At 74.0% G+C, this 22,984-nt stretch carries 21 protein-coding genes; 17 read left to right on the forward strand and 4 right to left on the reverse strand.

Annotated features, from left to right (window positions below; genetic code table 11):
- Window positions 1-55: 55 nt before the first annotated feature.
- The 3 genes from ACWIX6_RS09335 (at window position 56) to ACWIX6_RS09345 (ending at window position 2,426) form a co-directional block, all read left to right on the forward strand.
- Complete coding sequence (locus ACWIX6_RS09335) at window positions 56-1,636, forward strand: HNH endonuclease signature motif containing protein (RefSeq protein ID WP_448616566.1); 1,581 nt, start codon at window positions 56-58, stop codon at window positions 1,634-1,636.
- Between the two features lie 56 nt (window positions 1,637-1,692).
- Window positions 1,693-2,073 (forward strand): VOC family protein, encoded by a 381-nt coding sequence (locus ACWIX6_RS09340; RefSeq protein WP_448616567.1) that lies wholly within the window; start codon window positions 1,693-1,695, stop codon window positions 2,071-2,073.
- Between the two features lie 143 nt (window positions 2,074-2,216).
- Complete coding sequence (locus ACWIX6_RS09345; RefSeq protein WP_448616568.1) at window positions 2,217-2,426, forward strand: DUF4177 domain-containing protein; 210 nt, start codon at window positions 2,217-2,219, stop codon at window positions 2,424-2,426.
- Window positions 2,427-2,652: 226 nt separating this feature from the next.
- Here ACWIX6_RS09345 and ACWIX6_RS09350 read toward each other — a convergent pair whose 3' ends face one another.
- Entirely contained in the window at window positions 2,653-3,084 is a 432-nt protein-coding gene (locus ACWIX6_RS09350) for a MarR family winged helix-turn-helix transcriptional regulator (protein WP_448616569.1), read from the reverse strand.
- A gap of 76 nt (window positions 3,085-3,160) precedes the next feature.
- Between ACWIX6_RS09350 and ACWIX6_RS09355 the strand changes: the two genes are divergently transcribed.
- The 3 genes from ACWIX6_RS09355 (at window position 3,161) to ACWIX6_RS09365 (ending at window position 5,514) form a co-directional block, all read left to right on the forward strand.
- A complete protein-coding gene (locus tag ACWIX6_RS09355) occupies window positions 3,161-4,309 on the forward strand; it encodes a phosphotransferase (RefSeq protein ID WP_448616570.1) in 1,149 nt (382 codons plus the stop codon).
- 289 nt (window positions 4,310-4,598) lie between these two features.
- Window positions 4,599-4,901 (forward strand): hypothetical protein, encoded by a 303-nt coding sequence (locus tag ACWIX6_RS09360; RefSeq protein ID WP_448616571.1) that lies wholly within the window; start codon window positions 4,599-4,601, stop codon window positions 4,899-4,901.
- Window positions 4,902-5,091: 190 nt separating this feature from the next.
- Window positions 5,092-5,514: a hypothetical protein gene (locus ACWIX6_RS09365; RefSeq protein ID WP_448616572.1), complete on the forward strand. Its 423-nt coding sequence runs from the start codon at window positions 5,092-5,094 to the stop codon at window positions 5,512-5,514.
- Window positions 5,515-5,704: 190 nt separating this feature from the next.
- Here the strand turns inward: ACWIX6_RS09365 and ACWIX6_RS09370 are convergent, their stop codons facing one another.
- A complete protein-coding gene (locus tag ACWIX6_RS09370) occupies window positions 5,705-6,373 on the reverse strand; it encodes an MBL fold metallo-hydrolase (RefSeq protein WP_448616573.1) in 669 nt (222 codons plus the stop codon).
- A 357-nt stretch (window positions 6,374-6,730) separates the two neighbouring features.
- On the opposite strand from ACWIX6_RS09370, the gene uvrA reads away from it, so the two are divergent.
- The 11 genes from uvrA (at window position 6,731) to ACWIX6_RS09425 (ending at window position 20,863) form a co-directional block, all read left to right on the forward strand.
- The gene (gene uvrA, locus ACWIX6_RS09375; protein ID WP_448616574.1) at window positions 6,731-9,622 is read left to right on the forward strand and encodes an excinuclease ABC subunit UvrA; all 2,892 of its coding nucleotides are present in this window, start codon (window positions 6,731-6,733) and stop codon (window positions 9,620-9,622) included.
- A 223-nt stretch (window positions 9,623-9,845) separates the two neighbouring features.
- Window positions 9,846-11,918 (forward strand): excinuclease ABC subunit UvrC, encoded by a 2,073-nt coding sequence (gene uvrC, locus ACWIX6_RS09380; protein ID WP_448616575.1) that lies wholly within the window; start codon window positions 9,846-9,848, stop codon window positions 11,916-11,918.
- Window positions 11,915-12,844, forward strand: coding sequence for an RNase adapter RapZ (gene rapZ, locus ACWIX6_RS09385; RefSeq protein ID WP_448616576.1), 930 nt, complete (start codon window positions 11,915-11,917; stop codon window positions 12,842-12,844). The genes uvrC and rapZ overlap by 4 nt, the downstream gene beginning before the upstream one ends.
- Window positions 12,844-13,791, forward strand: coding sequence for a gluconeogenesis factor YvcK family protein (locus ACWIX6_RS09390; RefSeq protein WP_448616577.1), 948 nt, complete (start codon window positions 12,844-12,846; stop codon window positions 13,789-13,791). Before rapZ ends, ACWIX6_RS09390 begins: the two co-directional genes overlap by 1 nt.
- 106 nt (window positions 13,792-13,897) lie before the next feature.
- Window positions 13,898-14,878, forward strand: a complete 981-nt coding sequence (whiA, locus tag ACWIX6_RS09395; protein WP_448616578.1) for a DNA-binding protein WhiA — start codon at window positions 13,898-13,900, stop codon at window positions 14,876-14,878.
- A gap of 254 nt (window positions 14,879-15,132) precedes the next feature.
- Window positions 15,133-16,137, forward strand: coding sequence for a type I glyceraldehyde-3-phosphate dehydrogenase (gene gap, locus ACWIX6_RS09400; RefSeq protein ID WP_448616579.1), 1,005 nt, complete (start codon window positions 15,133-15,135; stop codon window positions 16,135-16,137).
- A gap of 8 nt (window positions 16,138-16,145) precedes the next feature.
- The gene (locus tag ACWIX6_RS09405) at window positions 16,146-17,345 is read left to right on the forward strand and encodes a phosphoglycerate kinase (RefSeq protein WP_448616580.1); all 1,200 of its coding nucleotides are present in this window, start codon (window positions 16,146-16,148) and stop codon (window positions 17,343-17,345) included.
- 11 nt (window positions 17,346-17,356) lie between these two features.
- Window positions 17,357-18,172 carry a triose-phosphate isomerase gene (tpiA, locus tag ACWIX6_RS09410; protein ID WP_448616581.1) on the forward strand — a complete coding sequence of 272 codons (816 nt, stop codon included), beginning with the start codon at window positions 17,357-17,359 and terminating at the stop codon, window positions 18,170-18,172.
- Between the two features lie 40 nt (window positions 18,173-18,212).
- Window positions 18,213-19,976, forward strand: coding sequence for an ABC transporter substrate-binding protein (locus ACWIX6_RS09415; protein ID WP_448616582.1), 1,764 nt, complete (start codon window positions 18,213-18,215; stop codon window positions 19,974-19,976).
- A 146-nt stretch (window positions 19,977-20,122) separates the two neighbouring features.
- A complete protein-coding gene (gene secG / locus ACWIX6_RS09420; RefSeq protein WP_448616583.1) occupies window positions 20,123-20,359 on the forward strand; it encodes a preprotein translocase subunit SecG in 237 nt (78 codons plus the stop codon).
- A gap of 162 nt (window positions 20,360-20,521) precedes the next feature.
- Window positions 20,522-20,863 (forward strand): RNA polymerase-binding protein RbpA, encoded by a 342-nt coding sequence (locus ACWIX6_RS09425; protein ID WP_448616584.1) that lies wholly within the window; start codon window positions 20,522-20,524, stop codon window positions 20,861-20,863.
- 86 nt (window positions 20,864-20,949) lie between these two features.
- Here ACWIX6_RS09425 and pgl read toward each other — a convergent pair whose 3' ends face one another.
- On the reverse strand, window positions 20,950-21,714 hold the full coding sequence (gene pgl, locus ACWIX6_RS09430) for a 6-phosphogluconolactonase (RefSeq protein WP_448616585.1): 765 nt from the start codon (window positions 21,712-21,714) through the stop codon (window positions 20,950-20,952).
- Between the two features lie 125 nt (window positions 21,715-21,839).
- Entirely contained in the window at window positions 21,840-22,979 is a 1,140-nt protein-coding gene (locus ACWIX6_RS09435) for a glucose-6-phosphate dehydrogenase assembly protein OpcA (RefSeq protein ID WP_448616586.1), read from the reverse strand.
- Window positions 22,980-22,984 lie beyond the last annotated feature (5 nt).

Consider the following 22,984-nt stretch of genomic DNA (forward strand, 5'->3'; position numbering starts at 1 on the left):
GAAGACCCCCGGCTGACCAGCGGGAACTGTCGTACCCCCCGGCTAGCTTGAGGGTGTGTTCGAGGCCGACGGGTACCGGGTGGCGGTGACGGTGTCACCTGTGGTGTCGGCCCTCCCCGACGACTGGGACCCCGTTCCGGCGGGCGTGGTGCGTCGGCGGTCGCGACTGGTGGAGGTGCTCGACCCGGCGAGGGCATCCGACCGGGGCCTGGTGCGCGAGCTGGGTTCGATCGCGGACCTGCGGGCGCAGCTGGCGGCCTACGAGGCCGGCGTGGTGGCCGAGCTGGCGGCCCGCCGGCCGGCGGAGACGGACCTGACCGCCGACCGGCCGGGGCACGGGGTGGACGGCTGGGTGCCCGACGGGGTGCGGGCGGCCGGGGTGAGCGAGTTCTTCGCCGACGAGCTGGCGACGGTCATGCGGACCTCGCAGGCGGCGGCGGTGGGTCTGGCGGAGCGGTCACTGGCACTGGTCCGGGAGCTCCCCGCGACGTGGGGTGCGCTGGCTGACGGGCTGGTCGACCCAGCGCGGGCCACCGCGATCGTGCGCGCGCTGGCCGGGCAGTCCACGTCGGCGGGCGGGCCGGTGGACCCGGCTGTGGTGACCGCGGTGGAGGCGCAGGCGATCGGCTGGGCGGTGGCAGGGGAGCCGCCGGTGCGCCTGCGGGAGCGGACCGCGGCGGCGCTGATCGCGCTGGACGAGGCGGCGGCCGACCGCCGGCGCAAGCGGGCCGAGCGGTGCGCGGACGTGACGGTGCGGGCCGCCGCGGACGGCATGGCGCAGCTGGTCACGGATCTGTCCTCGCCGGTGGCGGCGGCGTGCCGGGACGCCGTGGACGGCTACGCCCGGCTGCTGAAGGCCGACGGTGACGTCCGGCCGATCGGGCAGCTGCGGTCACTGGTGCTCGCCGACCTGGTGCTGCGCCCCTGGGACACCAGCCGACCGCCGGTCACAGCGCACCTGACCGTGCTGGCCCCGCTGCCGACGCCGGGCCGGCCTGCTCCGGAAGCGGCCGGCAGGCCGACCGACGCCGATGCGGCCACGGTCGACGGGGCTCCGATCACCGCCGGGCAGCTGCGGGACCTGCTCGCCCAGCTGCAGGCGGTCTGCCCGGGTGGGCTGCAGGCACCGGCCGGCGGCAGCCTGGACGTCGCCCTGACCGACCCGGCCACCGGCGCCCTGCGGGCCACCGTCTCCCCCCGGGAGCTGGCCAGGCTGGCCCGCCGGGGCTGCCCCGGCCATCCCGCCGGGTCCTGCGGCTGCGCGGTGCTGGACCGGCCTGCACCGGTGGACCGCTACGTCCCCACGCCCGCCCAGCGCCGGTTCATCCGGGCCCGGGACCGGACCTGCCGGCATCCCGGCTGCCGCCGCCCCGCCGCGCGGACCGACGCCGACCACGTCACCGCCCACCGCGACGGGGGCCGCACCGACTGCGCCAACCTCTGCTGCCTCTGCCGCCGGCACCATCGGCTGAAGACCCACGCTCCCGGCTGGCGGTTCACCATGTCCGGCGACGGCACCCTGACGGTGACCACGCCGTCGGGAGTCACCCGGACCACCCGGCCGCCGGGGACACGCCTGCCGGCCATCACCGGCGCCGGCTCCCCGCCGGACCCCGACGACCCGCCGCCGTTCTAGCGGCGGTCCCTTGCCAGGTGCCGATGAGTCCCGGGCGTCCCGGTGGTCCATCTGTCATGACCACACAGGAAGCCACGCTCACCGGGATCTCGACCGTCGCCGTCCCCGTGTCTGACCAGGACGCCACCAAGCGGCTCTTCGAGGCACTCGGACTCGAGACGACATTCGACGCCGACGTCGCCGTCGACTTCCGCTGGATCGACATGGCCCCACCCGGTGGAGGCGCCACGCTCAGCGTGATCGCCACCACCGACGCACTGCCCACCGGCATCGACACCGGCATCCGCTTCGTCACCCCTGATGCCCGCGCCGCCCGCGCCCGCCTCGTCGACCTCGGACTGCGGGTCGGTGACCTCCTCGACTGGCCCACGGCACCGTTGATGTTCGAGTTCTGGGACCTCGACGGGAACACGATGTACGTCGCCGAGCCCGAGTGATCGGTCGGCGAGGCGGTCGACGCGACCACCCAGGTCGTCGGCCCCGCGTGCGGAGCAGGGCTGCTCTGACGTCGACCGACGTGGACACCGGTCGTCCGGCCCGACAGGCTGGCTCCTCGAGGAACCGACGAGAGGAGCAGTCGATGGCTGGGCGTTACGAGTACAAGGTCGAGGAGATCCGCGAGGGCATGATCGGCGGCAAGATGTCCGGCGACAAGCTCGAGAAGGTGCTCAACTCGCATGCGCGTGAGGGATGGCAGCTCAAGGCGATCACCTCCGTCGAGGTGAAGGGCCGGATCGGACCAGGTGGCGTGGAAGGCGTGCTGGTGACCTTCGAGCGACCTGTCGCCTGACCGCACGATCAGGCAGGCGCGGACGGCGCCGCGGACAGCGGACGTCGTCGGTTCAGAGCAGTCAACCGAGGTGGTCGGCTCCGCTCGCGGAGCCGACGTGGACCGTCCGTCTCGTCCCTCCGAGAGGCGTGCGGGGTGATGCACAAGAACGGACCCGTACCGACCATGCCGACCCGCTGCACGGGACCGCGGCCACGCCGTGGCCCCGGACCCCGCGGCGTGCTGATCAGTCGGCGAAGAGCTGGACGAGCACGTCCCGGGTCGCGGCCCACCGCTCGGCCCCGACCTCGGCCGCCCATTCCCGCTCGTAGCGGGCCTGCATCTCCAGCAGTGCCGCGATCACCTCGTGCCCGCGGTCGCTGAGCCGCACGACACGCGCCCGGCGGTCGTCGGGATCGGGAGCGACGACGACGTAGCGGCCGGCCTCCAGCGGAGCCAGGGCCTGGAACAGAGCCTGCTTGCTCAGCCCGCTGAGCTCCACCATCCGGGCCGGCCGGATCCCGCCGTCGGGGATGAACCCCAGCAGGCGGTAGTGCCGGGTGCGCAGCCCCGGGAAGCGGGTGGCGCTGAGCTCCAAGAGCCCCTCGCGCAGCGAGCGGAGCGCCACCTCGAACAACGTCGGCAGGACCACGGACCGCCCGTTGACAGCATCGGTCAAGGTGCTTCACCATTCCCATCATCGTCAACCTGCTTGACTGTAGTGGGTCGGCAGAAGGTCGAGAGGACACGGCGCCATGGCCGTCACCACCCCGGAGGACCTACCCGGCTGCACGACGGTGACCGAACTGGAGGACGTCCTGCGCCGGGCCCTGGGGCGGCCGGGGCTCGTCGTCGACGACGTCGTCCGAACGCCGATCGCGCACCGGATCACCGCGCCGACCACCGGATCCCTGGACCGGGTGCACGTGAGCGCGCACGACAGCGCCCCGGTCGAGGTGCGGCTCGTCGTCAAGGTCCTGCAGCGGGCCATGCGCGGCCTCCCGGCGCACATACCGCTCGAGGCCCGGGAGGTGATCGACGCCGCGATCCCCTGGCGGCTCGAGGCCGAGGTCTACACCGGGGGCACCGCGCAGCGCATGCCCCCAGGCCTGCGGCTGCCCCGGCTCTACGCGGCCCTCGAGCGGCCCGACGACCAGATCGACCTCTGGCTGGAGGACGTCGACCCGACCGAGGGACCGTGGAGCAGTGCTGACCTGGTCCGTGCGGCCACCGGGCTGGGCCGGTTGACAGCGCGCCGTGCCGACCAGCGGCTCGCCGCCGTCCCGGCCGGCCTGACCTTCCTGGAGCACTTCGTGCGGAACGGGCTCCGCTCCTGGGCGGTCCCGGCGCTGCGCGACGAGCACCTCTGGGCGCACCCCGCCTTCGCCCAGCGGGAGGTGGCCGCGCTCCGCGACGAGCTGCTCGGCCTCGCCGACCAGGTCGAGGGGATGCTCGACTCCCTGGACGTCGCTGGGTGGCTGGACACGCACGGCGACCCGACACCGATGAACCTGCTCCGTCCGCGCGACGATCCCGGGACCTTCGTGCTCATCGACTGGGGCACCGCCTCACCCGGGCCCGTGGGGTGGGACCTCGTGCCTCTGGTCTTCGGGCCGGCGGAGAACGGCACCGCACCGCCCGACGACCTCGGCGACCGGCTCGCCGTCGCGGTCCCCGCGTTCGAGGAGGGGCTGGCGCTGGACGGCCTGCCGCAGCCGGCGGGAGCGGTGGACCGGGTGGTGCGCACCTGCGCCCTGCTGCGCTACCCGCTCACGTCGCTGCCCCTGAACGAGGCTCTGGGCGGTCAGCCGGGGCCCGACGACCTCCCCGGCCACGCCCGCCGCAAGGCCGCCTTCGTCCGCGGGGTGCTCGACGCCTGCACTCCTCGGGCACCGGTGCGGTGAGCGGCCTCCGGGGTCGCCAGCCGCGTTCGCGCCACTCGGCGAGGTGCGGGCGCTCGGCGCCGATGGTGGTGTCCTTGCCGTGCCCCGGGTGGACCCACGTCTCGTCGGGCAGCGTCCCGAAGAGCCGGGCCTCCACGTCGTCTGGAGGCTGCGGAGTCCGTCCGGCCGACGTGGGTCGTAGCGACCTCGACGACTCAGGCAGCCACTGTCCTGAGGGCGGCACTGACACGGCGGCTGATCGTGGCTGAATCGGTCGCCGAATGCCGGCGCGGGGCCCTAGCGTGCACGCATGGCGCTCATCTACCCCGTGCGGGCCGACGCTCCCGAGGCGGAGGACGGGTCGGAGCCCGAGTTCGACGAACTCGTCGCCGATCTGTCTGACACGTGGCTGGTCGAGGTCCAGGCCGACGACGACGGAGACGACGCGTGCTTCGGCCCGCTGAGCGCCCGCGCAGCGTGGGAGCTCGCCGTCGAGCTGGATGACCGGCGGCCGGCGTGGACGGTGGCCGTGGTGCCGCTCCACGTCGCCGGGACGGCCGAGGAGCTGATCTCGATGTTCGAGGACGACGACGAGGACGAGCAGGCGGACTGACCCCGGCCGGGGTGGGAGCAACTCAGGAACCGACTCCCGAGGGACATGTGGGAAGCCGACGGCGCGTCCACGCAGGCTGGTCCGCTGCCGACCGCGCTCGGGGACCTGTGTCACGGCACAGCGCCGTGCTGCTAGCGTCGTCCGGCTCGGCCGCCGCACCCACGAATCGGACCACCGGAAGAGCGACTCGATGAGGCAGTCGATCGTCCTCCTGTCGTTGCCACTGATCGCACTGATCCTCTTTGCGGTCCCCTCCCGACTCGAGGGGCCGGTCCTCGTACCCATCAGTCCTGGCCACGGGCTGTCCCTCGTGGACATGGCGGCGGTCGTGCCCCTGATGGCCGCCGTGGTCGCCCTGGCGATGTCCCTCGTGAAACGGCGTTCGACCCTCGAACGCACCATCCGGGCGAGGCCGTGGTCAGCGTCGGCGGCGCTCTTCGCAGCGGGACTCGGTCTGGGACTCCTGTTCGCGTCCGTGTTCCCCTTCTTCTGGTGGTGGGCGGTGGGCGCGACCCTGTTCACCCTGATGCTCGGCCTGGTGGCCCTGGCCTCTGCTGGGGGCATCCGCGGACGAGAGCTCGATACGCAGGTCGGTCAGGACCGACCGGGGTAGCGACTCGGGTTCGCACCTGTCCCGGCGACCCCGTGGCGATGACGGATCGCCAGAAGTAGGTGCCGTCGAACTCGACGGCGACCGGGACGAGGTCGGGTTGGCCGGCCACGCCCGCCGCAAGGCCGCCTTCGTCCGCGGGGTGCTGGACGTCTGTGCGCCTCCGGCCCGGGTCGGGTGAGCGGCCTCCGGGTCACCAGCCGCGTTCGCGCCACGCGGCGAGGTGCGGGCGCTCGGCGCCGATGGTGGTGTCCTTGCCGTGCCCCGGGTAGACCCACGTCTCATCGGGCAGCGTCCCGAAGAGCCGGGCCTCCACGTCGTCGATGAGGCTGGCGAACCGCTCGGCGTCCCGGTCGGTGTTCCCCACCCCGCCGGGGAAGAGGCTGTCGCCGGTGAACACGTGCGTGCCCGCGCCCTCCGGGCCGCGCCAGACCAGCGCGATGCTGCCGGGGGTGTGCCCCCGCAGGTGCACGACCTCCAGCGTCTGGTCGCCGACCGCCACGGTCCCGCCGTGCTCGACCGGCCGGTCCACCGGCACCGGCAGGTCCGCCGCGTCCGCCGGGTGCGCCACCGTCGCCGCGCCGGTCGCGGACACCACCTCCGGCAGCGCCCGGTGGTGGTCCCAGTGCCCGTGCGTGGTGACCACGGTCCGCACGTCCGCGTCCCCGATGAGCCGGAGCAGCGCCGGCGCGTCCGCCGCCGCGTCGATCAGCAGCGCCTCTCCGCTCCCGGTGGCCGTGAGCAGATATGCGTTGTTCGCCATCTCGCTCACCGCGAGCTTGGTGATCGTCAGCCCCGGCAGGTCCCGGGTGTCCGCCGGCCCACCCACCTCGACGTCGCCGGTGTAGCTCCCTGCGCTCATCCCGCTCCGATCCGATAACCGTCGGCACCCCCGGATAGGTTCCCCGCATGGACGCTAGTGCAGTCGCCGGCCCGAGCAGCACCGCAACGGCGGCGTCCGCCGCCGGCGCCGGACTGGTCCGGTCAGGGGGACCGGCAGGGGCCGGGACGCGACTACCCTGGCGAGCCGGAGAGCTCGAGCGCCGGCTGCCCTGGCGACGGCACGCGCCCGTCTCCGGCCTCCTCGTCCCCGCCGGGAGCACGGCCGTCTGACCGGGCACCTGCGCGCGGGTGTCGTGGCACCAGGCACAGCAGGGAAGCGTCCCTCCCGGGCTCCCGTTCCACCCAGCAACGACCGACTGCGACCGACAGGGATCACATGGACCGGCTCGTCGTCCGCGGCGCCCGCGAGCACAACCTCAAGGACGTCCACATCGACCTGCCCCGCGACGCGATGATCGTGTTCACGGGGCTCTCCGGCTCGGGCAAGTCCAGCCTGGCCTTCGACACGATCTTCGCCGAGGGGCAGCGCCGCTACGTCGAGTCGCTGTCGGCCTACGCCCGCCAGTTCCTCGGCCAGATGGACAAGCCGGACGTCGACTTCATCGAGGGCCTGTCCCCGGCGGTCTCCATCGACCAGAAGTCGACCAACCGCAACCCGCGGAGCACCGTCGGCACCATCACCGAGGTCTACGACTACCTGCGGCTGCTCTACGCGCGCGCCGGCCAGCCGCACTGCCCGAACTGCGGGAAGCCGATCTCCCGGCAGACGCCGCAGCAGATCGTCGACCAGGTCCTCGCCATGGAGGAGGGCACCCGGTTCCAGGTGCTCGCCCCGGTCGTCCGCGAGCGCAAGGGCGAGTACGTCGACCTGTTCAGCTCGCTGCAGACCCAGGGCTTCTCCCGCGTGCGGGTCGACGGCACCGTGCACCCGCTCACCGAGCCGCCGAAGCTCAAGAAGCAGGAGAAGCACACCATCGAGGTGATCGTCGACCGCCTGACGGTCAAGGAGAGCTCCAAGCGGCGGCTCACCGACTCCGTGGAGACAGCCCTCGGCCTGGCCGGCGGCCTGGTGGTGCTCGACTTCGTCGACCTGCCCGAGGACGACGTCCACCGCGAGCGCACCTTCTCCGAGCACCTCGCCTGCATCGACGACGGCCTGTCCTTCGAGGCGCTCGAGCCCCGGTCGTTCTCCTTCAACTCCCCGTTCGGCGCCTGCCCGGAGTGCACCGGCATCGGCACCCGCAAGGAGGTCGACCCCGACCTCGTCATCCCCGACGCCACGAAGAGCCTCGGGGACGGCGCCGTGGCGCCGTGGGCCGGCTCGATGAGCAACGAGTACTTCACCCGGCTGCTCGGCGGGCTCGCGGACATGCTCGGCTTCTCGATGCAGACCCCGTGGGAGGAGCTCCCGGCCAAGGTCCAGAAGGCCGTTCTGCACGGCTCGCCGGACCAGGTGCACGTCCGCTACAAGAACCGCTACGGCCGCGAGCGCAGCTACTACGCCGCCTTCGAGGGCGTGCTGCCCTTCCTCGAGCGCCGCCACGAGGACACCGACAGCGAGTTCATGCGGGACAAGTACGAGGGCTACATGCGCGACGTCCCGTGCCCCGTCTGCCACGGCACCCGGCTCAAGCCGGAGATCCTCGCCGTCAAGATGAACGGCCGGTCCATCGCCGAGGTGACCAGCCTGTCCATCGGCGACGCGTCCGAGTGGCTGGGCGCGCTGGAGCTGGGGGAGCGGGAGAAGGCCATCGCCGACCGGGTCCTCCGGGAGATCCAGGCCCGGTTGTCCTTCCTCGTCGACGTCGGCCTGGACTACCTGTCCCTCGACCGTCCCGCGGCCACCCTCGCCGGCGGCGAGGCGCAGCGCATCCGGCTGGCCACCCAGATCGGCTCCGGGCTGGTCGGCGTCCTGTACGTGCTGGACGAGCCCTCCATCGGGCTGCACCAGCGCGACAACATCCGGCTGATCGAGACGCTGGTCCGGCTGCGCGACATGGGCAACACGCTCATCGTCGTCGAGCACGACGAGGACACCATCAAGCAGGCCGACTGGATCGTCGACATCGGCCCCGGCGCCGGCGAGCACGGCGGCGAGGTCGTGGTCAGCGGCACCCTCCAGGACCTGCTGACCAGCGAGCGGTCGCTGACCGGCCAGTACCTGTCGGGACGGCGGGAGATCGCGATCCCGACGATCCGCCGCGAGCCCACCCCCGGCCGCGAGCTGGTGGTCAAGGGCGCCCGGGAGAACACCCTCCGCGGCATCGACGTGGCGTTCCCGCTCGGCTGCCTGGTCGCGGTCACCGGCGTCTCCGGCTCCGGCAAGTCCAGCCTGGTCAACGACATCCTGTACACGACGCTGGCCAACGAGCTCAACCGTGCCCGACTGGTCCCCGGCCGGCACCGCACCATCACCGGCCTGGACCAGCTGGACAAGGTGGTGGGCGTCGACCAGTCGCCGATCGGCCGCACGCCGCGGTCCAACCCGGCGACCTACACCGGCGTCTGGGACCACGTCCGCAAGCTGTTCGCCAGCACCACCGAGGCGAAGATGCGGGGTTACCAGCCGGGCCGGTTCTCCTTCAACGTCAAGGGCGGCCGCTGCGAGGCCTGCTCGGGCGACGGCACGCTGAAGATCGAGATGAACTTCCTGCCCGACGTCTACGTCCCCTGCGAGGTCTGCAAGGGCGCCCGGTTCAACCGGGAGACCCTCGAGGTGCACTACAAGGGCAAGACCGTCGCCGAGGTCCTCGACATGCCCATCGAGGAGGCCGCGGAGTTCTTCGAGGCGATCCCGGCGATCTCCCGGCACCTGCGGACGCTCACCGACGTCGGCCTGGGCTACGTCCGGCTCGGTCAGCCGGCGACGACGCTGTCCGGCGGTGAGGCGCAGCGGGTCAAGCTGGCCAGCGAGCTGCAGAAGCGGTCCAACGGCCGGACCATCTACGTCCTCGACGAGCCGACCACCGGCCTGCACTTCGAGGACATCCGCAAGCTGCTGCTGGTGCTGCAGGGCCTGGTCGACAAGGGCAACTCGGTCATCGTCATCGAGCACAACCTCGACGTGATCAAGAGCGCCGACTGGCTGATCGACATGGGACCCGAGGGCGGCTTCCGCGGCGGGTCGGTCGTCGCGGAGGGGTCCCCGGAGCTCGTGGCGTCCGTGCCGGAGAGCCACACCGGCAGGTTCCTCGCCCAGATCCTCGACCCGGCCGCCGTCACCGCGGCGACCGCCCCGAAGAAGCGGGTCCGCAAGAAGGCCAGCTGACGCCCGGGGGGCGCGGGTCGCGCACGGCCCTCAGCACCGCCCCCGGCGGAGCCGGCAGCGCGCCCGCGCCCACCGCCGCCAGCACGTGGTGCGCGGCTCCGCCGGGACCTCCCGCGGGCGTCGTCCACAGGCAGCCGCAGGTCAGCGCGCTGCGCCCGGCCGGAGCCACCCGAGGGCCGGGACGGCCCGTCGGACCGTCGGTGCCCCGACCTAACCTGGAGCCATGCCCGACCCGTCCACGTACCGCCCAGCGGTCGGCAGCATCCCCGAGTCCCCGGGGGTCTACAAGTTCCGCGACCCGGGCGGCCGGGTCATCTACGTCGGCAAGGCCAAGAGCCTCCGCCAGCGGCTGAACAGCTACTTCGCCGACGTCTCCGGACTGCACCCGCGCACCCGCCAGATGGTCACCACCGCCGGCAGCGTGGAGTGGACCGTCGTGGGCACCGAGGTCGAGGCGCTCCAGCTCGAATACAACTGGATCAAGGAGTTCGACCCCCGGTTCAACGTCCGCTACCGGGACGACAAGAGCTACCCCAGCCTCGCGGTCACCCTGAACGAGGAGTTCCCCCGGCTGCAGGTCATGCGCGGCCCCAAGCGGAAGGGCGTCCGCTACTTCGGGCCCTACGCGCACGCCTGGGCCATCCGGGAGACCCTGGACACCCTCACCCGGGTGTTCCCGGCCCGTACCTGCTCGGCCGGGGTCTTCAAGCGCGCCGCGCAGATCGGCCGGCCGTGCCTGCTCGGCTACATCGGCAAGTGCGCCGCGCCGTGCGTCGGCCGCGTCACGGCGGAGGAGCACCGCGGCATCGTCGAGGACTTCTGCGACTTCCTGGGCGGTCGCACCGACCAGATCGTCCGCCGGCTGGAACGGCAGATGGCCGACGCCGCGGAAGGCATGGAGTACGAGAAGGCCGCCCGTCTCCGCGACGACCTCGGCGCGCTGCGGCGGGCGCTGGAGAAGCAGGCCGTCGTCCTCGGGGACGGCACCGACGCCGACGTCGTCGCCTTCGCGCAGGACGAGCTGGAGGCCGCCGTCCAGGTCTTCCACGTCCGGGGCGGCCGGGTGCGCGGCCAGCGCGGCTGGATCATCGACAAGGTCGAGGACGTCACGACCGGCCAGCTGGTCGAGCAGTTCCTGCTCCAGGTCTACGGCGGCGTCGACGAGCAGACCGGCGTCGGCGAGGCGGGGGAGTCCGTGCCCCGCGAGGTGCTCGTCCCCGAGCTGCCCGACGACGCCGACGTCTACGCCGAGCTGCTCGGCGAGCTGCGCGGCTCCCGGGTGTCGCTCCGCGTCCCGCAGCGCGGCGACAAGCGCAACCTGATGGAGACCGTCCAGCGCAACGCCCAGGAGGCCTTCGCCCGGCACCGGGTGAAGCGCGCCAGCGACCTCACCGCCCGCTCGCTGGCCCTGTCCGAGATCCAGGAGGCCCTCGACCTCCCCGACGCCCCGCTGCGCATCGAGTGCATCGACATCTCGCACGTCCAGGGCACCAACGTGGTGGCCAGCATGGTCGTCTTCGAGGACGGCATGGCGAAGAAGTCCGACTACCGCCGGTTCGCCGTCGCCCAGGGCACCGACGACACCGCCGCGATGGCCGAGGTGGTCCGCCGCCGCTTCGCCCGGCACCTCAAGGAGGAGCAGGACCGGCGCGACGAGCAGGGGGTGGCGGCGGAGGAGGGCCGGCCGCGCCGCTTCGCCTACCCGCCGAACCTCCTGGTCGTGGACGGCGGCGCGCCGCAGGTCGCCGCCGCCAGCCGGTCCCTCGACGAGCTGGGCATCGTGGACGTCGCGGTCTGCGGGCTGGCCAAGCGGATGGAGGAGGTGTGGCTGCCCGACGACCCCGACCCGGTGATCCTGCCGCGCACCTCCGAGGCGCTGTACCTGCTGCAGCGCATCCGTGACGAGGCGCACCGGTTCGCGATCACCTACCACCGCCAGAAGCGCTCCAGCACCATGCTGGTGTCGCTCCTGGACGACGTGCCCGGGCTGGGCGAGACACGGCGGAAGGCACTCATGAAGCAGTTCGGCTCCCTCAAGCGGTTGCGTGCCGCCACCGTCGAGGAGCTCACCGCGGTGCCCGGCATCGGCCGCCGGACGGCGGAGGCCGTGCTCGCCGCCGTTGCCGAGCCGGCCTCCCCGGACGGGGACGGTGCCGACGAGACCCTCGCCGACGGGGCCCCCGCCGACCGTGAGCCTGCAGACCGGCTGCCCGCCGACGCGGACGTCCGCGGCGCCGACGCGGGAGAGACCGCCGAGATCGGCCGGGTCCTGCCGACCGCCGGGGCCAGCGCGTGAGCGACGGAGCAGGAGCCGGCCCGCAGCGCGACGTGCCGCCGTCGGCCGACGGGACCACCACCGAGGTCCCGCCCCTCGACGTCGTCGTGGTGACCGGGCTGTCCGGTGCCGGCAAGAACAGCGCCGGTCGGGTGCTGGAGGACCTCGGCTTCTTCGTCGTGGACAACCTGCCGCCCGCGCTGCTGCAGCCCATGGTGGAGCTGGGCGCCCGCGGCGACGTCCGCCGGTTCGCCGCCGTGGTCGACGTCCGCAGCCGGGCCTTCTCCTCCGACCTGCAGGAGTCGATCCGGCAGCTTGCCGAGGTCGGGCACCGGCCGCGGGTGGTGTACGTCCACGCCCGCAACGAGGTGCTCATCCGCCGGTACGAGTCCGTCCGGCGCGAGCACCCGCTGCAGGGCAACGGCCGCCTCATCGACGGCATAGACGCCGAGCGCGCGCTGCTGACCGGCATCGCCGGCGAGGCGGACCTGTGGGTGGACACCAGCGACCTCAACGTCCACCAGCTGCGGGCCACGCTGGAGGCGGCGTTCGTGGAGGACGGCGCCCCACCGCAGGTGGTCGCCACCGTGCTGAGCTTCGGCTTCAAGTACGGCCTGCCCCTGGACGCCGACCTGGTTGTCGACGCGCGTTTCCTGCCCAACCCGCACTGGGTGCCGGAGCTGCGGCCGATGACCGGCCGCGACCCGCAGGTGCGCGACTACGTCCTCGGCCAGGACGACGCCGGGGCCTTCCTCGACCGCTACACCGAGGTGCTGCGGCTGCTGGTCCCCGGCTACCAGCGGGAGGGGAAGCGGTACCTGACCCTCGCCGTGGGCTGCACCGGCGGCAAGCATCGCAGCGTGGCCATCGCCGAGGAGTTCGCCCGGCGGCTCACGGCCGAGGGCGTCCCGGCCACCGCCCGCCACCGCGACCTGGGCCGGGAGTAGTGGACGACCTGCGCGTGGTGGCACTGGGCGGCGGACACGGCCTCGCCGCGTCCCTGGCCGCCTGGCGCACGCTCACCGGGCAGTTGACCGCCGTGGTGACCGTCGCCGACGACGGCGGCTCCTCCGGGCGCATCCGCCGCGAGATGCCGGTGCTGCCCCCCGGGGACCTGCGGATGGCGCTGGCCGCCCTCGCCGGCGACCAGCCGCGCACGCAGGAGGTGGCGGCGCTGCTGCAGCACCGGCTGGGCGGCAGCGGCGCGCTCGCCGGCCACCCGGTGGGCAACCTCGTGCTGACCGGGCTCACCGAGATGTACGCCGGCGACGCGGTGCGCGCGCTCGACATGCTCGGCGAGCTGCTCGGCGCCCGCGGCCGGGTGCTGCCGATGGCCGACGTCCCGCTCGACCTGGTCGCCACGGTGGCCAGCGTCGACCCCGACGACCCGGCCCGGTCCCGCCGGATCCGCGGCCAGGTGGCCATCGCGTCCACGCCGGGCCGGGTGCAGCGGATCCACGTCGCGCCGGCCGACCCGCCCGTGCCGGCCGCCGTCCTCGACGCCATCGCCGCCGCCGACGTGGTCAGCCTCGGCCCGGGGTCCTGGTACACCTCGGTGCTGCCGCACCTCCTGGTGCCGCGGCTGCGCGACGCGCTGGCCGCGACGAGCGCCCGGGTGGTCGTCGTGCTCAACCTGGAACCGCAGGCGGGTGAGACGGACGGGTTCTCCCCGGAGGAGCACCTGGACGTCCTCCTGGGACACTTGAGAGGCGTGTCGCTGCACACGGTGATCGCCGATGCGTCAGCGGTTGTTGACCGGCGTGGTCTCCTGTCTGCTGTGCAGGGATGTGGAGCGGAACTCGTGCTGGCACCGGTGGCTGCGCCGGACGGTGCGCCGCGGCACGATCCCGTCCGGCTCGCGGCCGCGCTCGCCTCCGTGGTGGGCGCCCGGTGAGGCGGAGGGACAGGTCCGTGCCGAGCACTCAGGGGGAAGGGGGACCGCTCATGGGGACACAGAACGCGCGATCGGGTCGCTCCGATCGGACAGGAGGGTGCCCGACATGGCGATGACGGCGATGGTCAAGGACGAGCTCTCCCGGGTGGAGTGCACCAAGACCTCCGAGCGCAAGGCCGAGGTGACAGCGCTGCTGCGCTTCTCCGGCGGCCTGCACATCGTGGGTGGCCGGGTGGTGATCGAGGCAGAGCTGGACACCGGCTCGGTGGCCCGCCGGCTGCGGCGCGACATCAGCGAGGTCTACGGCTACACCAGCGGCGTCAGCGTGCTGGCCGGCGGCAACATCCGCCGCGGCGTGCGCTACCTGGTCCGGATCGCCAAGCACGGCGAGGGGCTGGCCCGCCAGACCGGCCTGGTCGACCAGCGGGGCCGCCCCGTCCGCGGCCTGCCGCCGGCGGTCGTGTCCGGTGGGCTCGGCGACGCCGAGGCGGCCTGGCGCGGGGCGTTCCTGGCCCACGGCTCGCTGACCGAGCCCGGCCGCTCCTCCTCGCTGGAGGTCACCTGCCCCGGCCCGGAGGCGGCCATGGCCCTGGTGGGGGCCGCCCGGCGGCTCGGCATCGCGGCCAAGGCCCGCGAGGTGCGCGGCACCGACCGGGTCGTCGTCCGGGACGGCGACGCCATCGGCGCGCTGCTGACCCGGATGGGCGCCCACGACGCCGTCATGGCCTGGGAGGAGCGGCGGATGCGCCGCGAGGTCCGGGCGACGGCGAACCGGCTGGCCAACTTCGACGACGCGAACCTGCGCCGCTCCGCGCGGGCTGCGGTGGCGGCCAGCGCCCGGGTCGAGCGGGCCCTGGAGATCCTCGGTGAGGACGCCCCCGAGCACCTCCTGGTCGCCGGCCGGCTGCGCCTGGAGTTCGGTCAGGCGTCGCTGGAGGAGCTCGGCCAGCGGGCCGACCCGCCGATGACCAAGGACGCCGTCGCGGGCCGGATCCGCCGGCTGCTGGCGATGGCCGACAAGCGGGCCAAGGACCTCGGCATCCCGGACACCGAGTCCGTGGTGACCGACGACATGCTCGCCCAGTAAGAAGAGGACCCCTCGCCCCCCGGCCTTCGCTCCGCTCGGGCCGGGCGCCTGCGAGGGGGCCGCTCCAGCACGTCACCCGGCTCGGCACGGGCCCCTGAAGGGTGGCCGTTCCAGGACCTCGCCGGGCCCGTGGAGGGGGGCCGGGCCCCCGAGCGGGCCCGGCCTCCCTCCGCCGGGGCCGATAGGCTGCCACCGACATGTGGCCGCGCGCACGCACGGCCACCGGTGCGCAGGTGGGCTTCTGGAGGTCGGCAGTGACGGTACGGGTCGGGATCAACGGGTTCGGTCGGATCGGGCGCAACTTCTACCGGGCGGTCGCCGCCAGCGGGCAGGACATCGAGGTCGTCGCGGTCAACGACCTGACCACCCCGGACGCGCTGGCCCACCTGCTCAAGTACGACAGCATCCTCGGGAAGTTCCCCGAGGAGGTCTCCGTCGTCGGTGACGGCATCAAGGTCGGGGGCGCCACCCTCAAGGTCCTCGCCGAGCGCGACCCGGGCAACCTGCCCTGGGGCGACCTGGGGGTGGACGTCGTCGTCGAGTCGACCGGCTTCTTCACCAAGGCCGACGACGCCCGCAAGCACGTCGACGCCGGCGGCGCCAAGAAGGTCATCATCTCCGCGCCGGCCACCGGTGACGACCTGACCATCGTCATGGGCGTCAACCACGAGCAGTACGACGGCTCCCAGACGATCATCAGCAACGCGTCCTGCACGACCAACTGCCTGGCGCCGCTGGCCAAGGTGCTCAACGACGCCTTCGGCATCGAGCGAGGCCTGATGACCACCATCCACGCCTACACCGCCGACCAGAACCTCCAGGACGGCCCGCACAAGGACCTGCGCCGCGCCCGCGCCGCCGCACTGAACATCGTCCCCACCAGCACCGGCGCGGCCAAGGCCATCGGCCTGGTGCTGCCCGAGCTCAAGGGCAAGCTCGACGGCTACGCCCTGCGGGTCCCGGTGCCGACCGGGTCGGCCACCGACCTCACCGTCACGCTGTCCCGCGACGTGACCCTCGAGGAGGTCGACGCCGCCTACCGGGAGGCCGCCGCCGGCCCGCTGGCGCCCTACCTCGTCTACACGGACGCCCCGATCGTCTCCTCCGACATCGTCACCGACCCGGCGTCGTGCATCTACGACGCCGGCCTGACCAAGGTCTTCGGCAACCAGGTCAAGGTCGTCGGCTGGTACGACAACGAGTGGGGCTACTCCAACCGCCTGGTCGACTCCGTCGCCCTGGTCGGCTCCTCGCTCTGATGGGCCAGATGCGCACCGTCGACGAGCTCATCGCCGAGGGCGTCGCCGGCCGCCGGGTCCTGCTCCGCGCGGACCTCAACGTCCCGCTCGACGACAGCACGGGGACGCCGGTCATCACCGACGACGGCCGCATCCGGGCCAGCCTCCCCACGCTGCAGGCGCTGCGGGCCGCCGGTGCCCGGGTGGTCGTCGCCGCCCACCTGGGCCGGCCGAAGGGTGCGCCCGACCCGCGGTACTCCCTGGCCCCGGTGGCCGACCGGCTCGCCGAGCTGCTGGGCGCGCCGGTGCCGCTGGCCGCGGACGTGGCCGGCCCGGACGCCCGGGCGCGGGTCGAGGCCCTCGCCGACGGCGGCGTCGTGCTGCTGGAGAACGTCCGCTTCGAGCCGGCGGAGACCAGCAAGGACGACGACGCCCGGGGGGCGCTGGCCGACCGGCTCGCCGCCCTGGCCGACCTCTACGTCGACGACGCGTTCGGCGCGGTGCACCGCAAGCACGCCTCGGTCTACGACGTCGCCACCCGGCTGCCGCACGCGGCCGGCCGGCTGGTGGCCCGCGAGCTCGAGGTGCTCGACCGGCTGACCCAGGACCCGCAGCGGCCCTACGTCGTCGTCCTCGGCGGCTCGAAGGTCAGCGACAAGCTGGCCGTCATCGAGGCGCTGCTCCCCAAGGTCGACACGCTGCTGGTCGGCGGGGGGATGTGCTTCACGTTCCTCGCCGCCCAGGGGCACGGGGTGGGCGGCTCGCTGCTGGAGGCCGACCAGGTCGACACCTGCCGCCGGCTGCTCGAGGAGGCCGGGGACCGGATCGTGCTGCCGGTCGACGTGGTCTGCGCCGAGGCGCTCGTCGCCGACGCCCAGGTCACGGTGGCGCCGGTGGACGCCATCCCCGGGTCGCTCAAGGGGCTGGACGTCGGGCCGCGCACGGTCGAGCTGTTCGCCTCGCGGCTCGCCGGGGCGCGCACGGTCTTCTGGAACGGCCCGATGGGCGTGTTCGAGCTGGCGCCCTTCGTGCACGGGACCCGCGGCGTGGCCCAGGCGGTCGCGGACGTCGACGGGCTCTCCGTCGTCGGCGGCGGGGACTCGGCGGCGGCGGTGCGGCAGCTCGGGCTCGATGAGGACGCCTACGGCCACATCAGCACCGGTGGCGGCGCGTCGCTGGAGCACCTCGAGGGCCGGGAGCTCCCGGGCCTCACGGTGCTGGCGGACTGAGGAGGCGGCACATGGCACGGACGTCGAAGCGGGCCCGCCCGCCGCGGGAGGGGCGCCGGCCCCTCATCGCCGGTAACTGGAAGATGCACATGACGCACCTCGAGGCCATCGGCCTGGTGCAGAAGCTGGCGTTCTCCCTCACCGAGCCCCAGCTGGAGGCGGCCGAGGTGGTCGTCGTCCCGCCGTTCACGGCGCTGCGCAGCGTGCAGACGCTGGTCGCCGGGGACAAGCTGGAGATCGGCTACGGCGCCCAGGACCTGTCCGCGGCCGACTCGGGCGCGTACACCGGCGAGATCAGCGGCGGGATGCTGGCCGCGCTGGCCTGCCGGTACGTCCTGGTCGGCCACTCCGAGCGGCGCACGCTGCACGGTGAGGACGACGCGGTCGTCGCCGCGAAGGTGCAGGCCGCGCTGCGGCACGGCCTGGTCCCGGTCCTCTGCGTGGGGGAGGGGCTCGACGTCCGGCGCGCCGGCACGCACGTGCCGCACTGCAACGACCAGCTCGACGCGGCGCTGGCCGGGCTCACCGCCGAGCAGCTCCAGGAGCTCGTCGTCGCCTACGAGCCGGTGTGGGCGATCGGCACCGGCGAGGTGGCCACCCCCGATGATGCGCAGGAGGTCTGTGGGGCGCTGCGGGCGCGGCTCGCCGAGCGTTTCGGCCCGGAGACGGCCGCGGTGGTCCGTATCCTCTACGGCGGGTCGGTGAAGGCCGGCAACACCGCCGGGATCCTCGCCGGGCCGGACGTCGACGGGGCCCTCGTCGGCGGGGCCAGCCTGGACGCCGACGAGTTCGCGTCCATCTGTCGGACCGCCGCCGACGGCAGCTGAGAGCTGCCGCCGGCCCTGACCGGGGCGGAGCAGCACCCAGGTGACCAGCTCGATCCAGCGCGCGCCGGCGCCCTCCCGCACCGTCCGGGCGGTGCGCCGGTGCGCAGCCCTCGTGGCGTGCCTGCTGCTGGTGGCCGGCTGCGGCGGCGGCAACACCGGCGCGGCCGGCGTCCCCACGCAGACCGGCGAGCCGGACGCCGGGGTGCACGGCGTCCGCGCCCCCTCCGACCGGGCCGGCGGCACGCTGCGGCTGGTGACCGGCCCGCTGGACAGCCTGGACCCGCAGCGGTCCTACCTGCCCGGGGTCTGGAACCTGATGCGGCTCTACGTCCGCACCCTGGTCACCTGGTCGACCGAGCCCGGCCGCACCGACGAGCTGGTGCCCGACCTCGCCACCGACCTGGGCACCACCCCCGACGGGGGCCGGACCTGGACGTTCGTGCTCCGCGAGGGGGTGCGGTTCGAGGACGGCCGGCCGATCACCTCCCGTGACGTCAAGTACGGCATCGAGCGGTCCTTCGCCTCCGACGTGGTCGTCGGCGGGCCCACCTACGTGGTCGACCTGCTCGACGACCCCGCCGACCCGTACGCCGGTCCCTATCAGGACGGGACGCCGGGCCGGCTCGGCCTGCCCTCCATCGCCACGCCCGACGACCGGACCGTCGTCTTCACCCTCCGCACGCCCACCCCGGACTTCCCCTCCGTCATGGCACTGCCGTCCTCCAGCCCGGTGCCCGTCGACCTGGACACCGCCGGCGACTACGGCCGCGACCCGGTCTCGACCGGCCCGTACGCGATCACCTCGGTGGACGCCCAGGCCGGCATCCGGCTCGAGCGCAACCCGGAGTGGGACCCCGCGACCGACGACGTCCGCACCGCGCTGCCCGACGAGGTGCTGGTCCGCACCGGGCTGGGCGCCGTGGCCCGGGACCAGGCGCTGCTCGCCGGGTCCGCCGACCTGGACCTGTCCGGCAGCGGGGTGCACCACGCCACGACCAGCCGGCTCGAGGACCCCGACCTGGCCGCGCGGATCGACGACGTGCCCAGCGGGTCCATCCGGCTGCTGGCGCTGCCCACCACCGTTCCGCCCATGGACAACGCCGACTGCCGGTCCGCGGTGGCCGCCGTCGTCGACCGGACCGCCGTCCAGGACGCCCTCGTGCGGGACGGCAGCACGGTCCGCACGTCGCTGCTGTGGCCGCACGCGGTGGCCGGACGCCCGGAGGACCCGGACCCCCGGCCGGACCTCGAGGCGGCGCGCGCCTCGCTGGCCGCGTGCGGCCGGCCCGAGGGCTTCAGCACCGTGCTCGCGGTCGCCGAGACCACGGGCAGTGTCGAGGTGGCGAAGAGGGTCGCCGAGGACCTGGCCGAGGTCGGCATCGAGGTCCAGGTCAGCCCGCTGGACCCGGCCACCTACTACGCGACCGGCATCGGCAACCCGGACACGGTGACGGCGTCCGGGTACGGCCTGGTGCTGGCCTCCTGGAAGGCGGACTTCCCGACCGCGGCGTCCTTCCTGGTGCCGCTGGTCGACGGCCGGTCCATCCCGCAGGTCGGCAACACCAACTACGCGCGGCTGGCCGACCCGGCGGTCAACGCCCTGGTCGACACGGCCCGCACGGCGACCGACCCGGCCGCCGCCGTCGACGGCTGGCGGCAGGTCGCCGCCGCCGCGACGGCCAGCGCTGCCTACGTGCCGCTGGTGGAGAGCCGGCTGCAGCTCCTCGCCGGGCAGCGGCTCCGCAACGGGGTCGTCATGCAGCCCTACGGCAGCTACGACGTCGCCACCGCCGGCGTCGGCTGACAGCCCCGCTCGACCAGGTCGGCCGGCCGGGTCCGTCAGGCAAGGACGAGGAACCGCGTCCGTTACGCTGGTCTGTCGAGAGCCCGCGACCGTCCGGGTGCGCGCCCACACCCCCGTGGTCCACGGGACAGGAGATCCGAAGACCGATGATCGAGCTGGTGCTCAACGTCCTGCTGGTGCTGACCAGCGTGCTGCTGATCGTGCTGATCCTGCTGCACCGCGGCAAGGGCGGGGGTCTGTCGTCGATGTTCGGCGGCGCGGTCGCCTCGCAGCTGTCCGGCTCGTCGGTCGTGGAGAAGAACCTGAACCGGCTGACGATCTTCGCCGGGATGGTCTGGACCGTCTGCATCGTCGCCCTGGGCATCCTCATCAAGGCGAGCTGACCCCTCTTCCGAGACGAGATCGGCCGGTCCGTAGCGAGCCGGTACCCAGGGTGTCCGCATCGTGACCTGAGCTCGCCCCGATTGCCCCTAGACTGCCCGAGCGGTGATCCACTCCGGTGCCGCAGGACGTGGCCGTAGCACGCGGCCGTCAGGGGAGTGATCGTGGCTGGTGGCAACGCGATCCGGGGGAGCCGGGTCGGTGCGGGTCCGATGGGCGAAGCAGAACGGGGTGAGTCCGCGCCACGACGGCGGGTGGGCTTCTGGTGCGCGAACGGGCACGAGTCCCGCATCGCATTCGCGGCCGAGGTGGAGGTGCCCGACAGCTGGGACTGCCCGCGGTGCGGGCTGCCGGCCGGCACCGACCAGCAGCACCCGCCGCCGGCACCGCGGACGGAGCCGTACAAGACCCACCTGGCCTACGTCCGCGAGCGGCGCAGCGACGCCGACGGGGACGCACTCCTCGAGGAGGCGCTGACCCGGCTGCGCGCCCGCCGCGGGGCGTAAGGACCCCGCTGGCCCCCGCCACTCGCAGGCTCGCGGCGGGCCCCTGCAGCGGGGCCACTGACCCGGCACCGCTCCGCGGTGCCGGGTCAGCTGCTGTCTGCGGCCGGGTCGGTGCTGGGCAACCGGCTCGCGGCCGCCGCGTCGAGGATCCAGCGGGTGGCCCGCGTGCCGTGGGCCCCGGCCGCCGGCAGCTGTCGCCGGTCGGCTCCGGCCAGGGCGTCGGCGACGGCAGGGGCCTTGGCCTCACCGGTCACCAGCAGCCAGACCTCCTCCGCCGAGCAGATCGCCGGGAAGGTCAGGCTCACCCGGGTCGGCGGCGGCTTGGGACAGTCCCGGACGGCGGTCACCGGCCGCTCGTCGTCCACGGCCGGGGAGTCCGGGAAGATCGAGGCGACGTGCCCCTCCGGCCCCATCCCGAGCAGCAGCACGTCGATCCGGGGGACGGCGGCGCCGTCGCCGGCCGCGGCCGCGAGCTGCTCGGCGTACCAGGCCGCGGCCTCCTCCGGCTCGTCGAAGCCGGCGTCCGAGGACGGCATCGGGTGGACCCGCTCGGGGTCGACCACCACCCGGTCGAGCAGCGCCCGCTGGGCGCCGAGCTCGTTGCGCTCCGGGTCGTCCACCGGCACGAACCGCTCGTCGCCCCACCAGACGTCCACGAGCCGCCAGTCGACGACGGCGTGCTCCGGCTCGGCGGCCAGGTCGGCGACGCGCTCGAGCACGGCCGTGCCGATCCCGCCGCCGGTGAGCACCACGGACGCCGTCCCGTGCACCGCCTGGGCGGCCGCCAGCCGGGCGACCAGCGCCGAGGCGACGGACCGGGCGAGCCGGTCGGCGTCCGGCTCGACCACCACGTCCGGCGTGTGGCCCTTCTGCAGGGGCCCGCCGCGAGCGCGGATGGCCCCGTCCAGGGCACCGCCCTGAGCTTGCGAAGGATGGGGGGGACGGGGTCCTTCTAGGGGGGCAGGAGGGTCCTTCTTCACCCCGCCACCGCCCGGTCGGCCGCTGCCACCTCGGGAGCGGGCTCGTCCGCGTCGTGCTCCCCGTCCACGGCCACGTCGTCGGTGTCCGCGGAGTCGTCGGGCACCGTGGGTGCCGGCGTCCCCGGGTCGGCCGGCTGGGCGGACGGGCGCATCGGGTCGTGCCAGACGTACTCCCGGTCCGCCGGCCGGCCGGCCAGGCCGGACATCCCCGTCGCCGCCTCGAGCGCCTCGCTGTACGGCTCGTCGGAGTCCAGCCGGCGCAGCTCCTCGCCGATCAGGTCGCCCAGGGACCGGTCCGGGAGGGCCACGATCGCGTCCGGCCGGTACGGCTGGGTGATGATCGCGTTCCCCTTGCGGCCGTCCTGCAGCCGCAGTTCCTCGTCCTGGTCGAGTTGCAGCACCACGCCGTCCACGCCGGAGCTGCCCGGCGCCCGGGCGGCCGGCACGACCGACACCTGGCACCCGCAGCGGGAGGACAGCCAGCCGGCGAGCAGTTGGGCGGTGGCGTTGGCCGGGTCGCCCTCGACCGTGCCGCCGACCACCCGCACCGCCTCACCACGCCGGCCGGCCACGGAGTCCAGGGTGGACGCCAGGGTGGCCCGCCACGGGGTGCTCCGGGTCCAGGCCAGGTCGGTGTCGCCCGGGGCGAAGTCCTCGGCGCGCACGCGCAGCGCCTCCAGCGGGTCCTCGGCCATCGAGGCGTCGGTGATCCGGCGGGAGGCGATGACGCCGAGGGCGTCGGTGGCGATCCGGGTCGGCGGCCGCTCGTGCCACCACGTCACCACCGGGGCGTCCGCGGCCAGCAGCGGCAGCACGACGGACTCGGCGTGCAGCCCGAGCCGGCCGTACATCCGCATCACGACGGCCTCACCGGGGCCCAGTCGCCCGCCGATCAGCACCTCGGCGTCCAGCCGCGGCACCGGGGCGTCGATCTGCCGGCGCACCACGATGAGCAGCCGGCACGGGTGCACCTCGGCGGCGGCGGTAGCGGCCTCCTCGGCCTCGGCGACGCGGCTCTCGTCGGCCACGACGACCAGGGTGAGGGCGACCCCGCTCATCACCGCGCCACCGGTGCGCCGCTGGGCGGCGAGCTCCTTGACCACGGCCGAGCCGGTGGTGTCCCACAAGGTCGTCACGAGGT

Source organism: Modestobacter sp. URMC 112 (assembly GCF_053502575.1).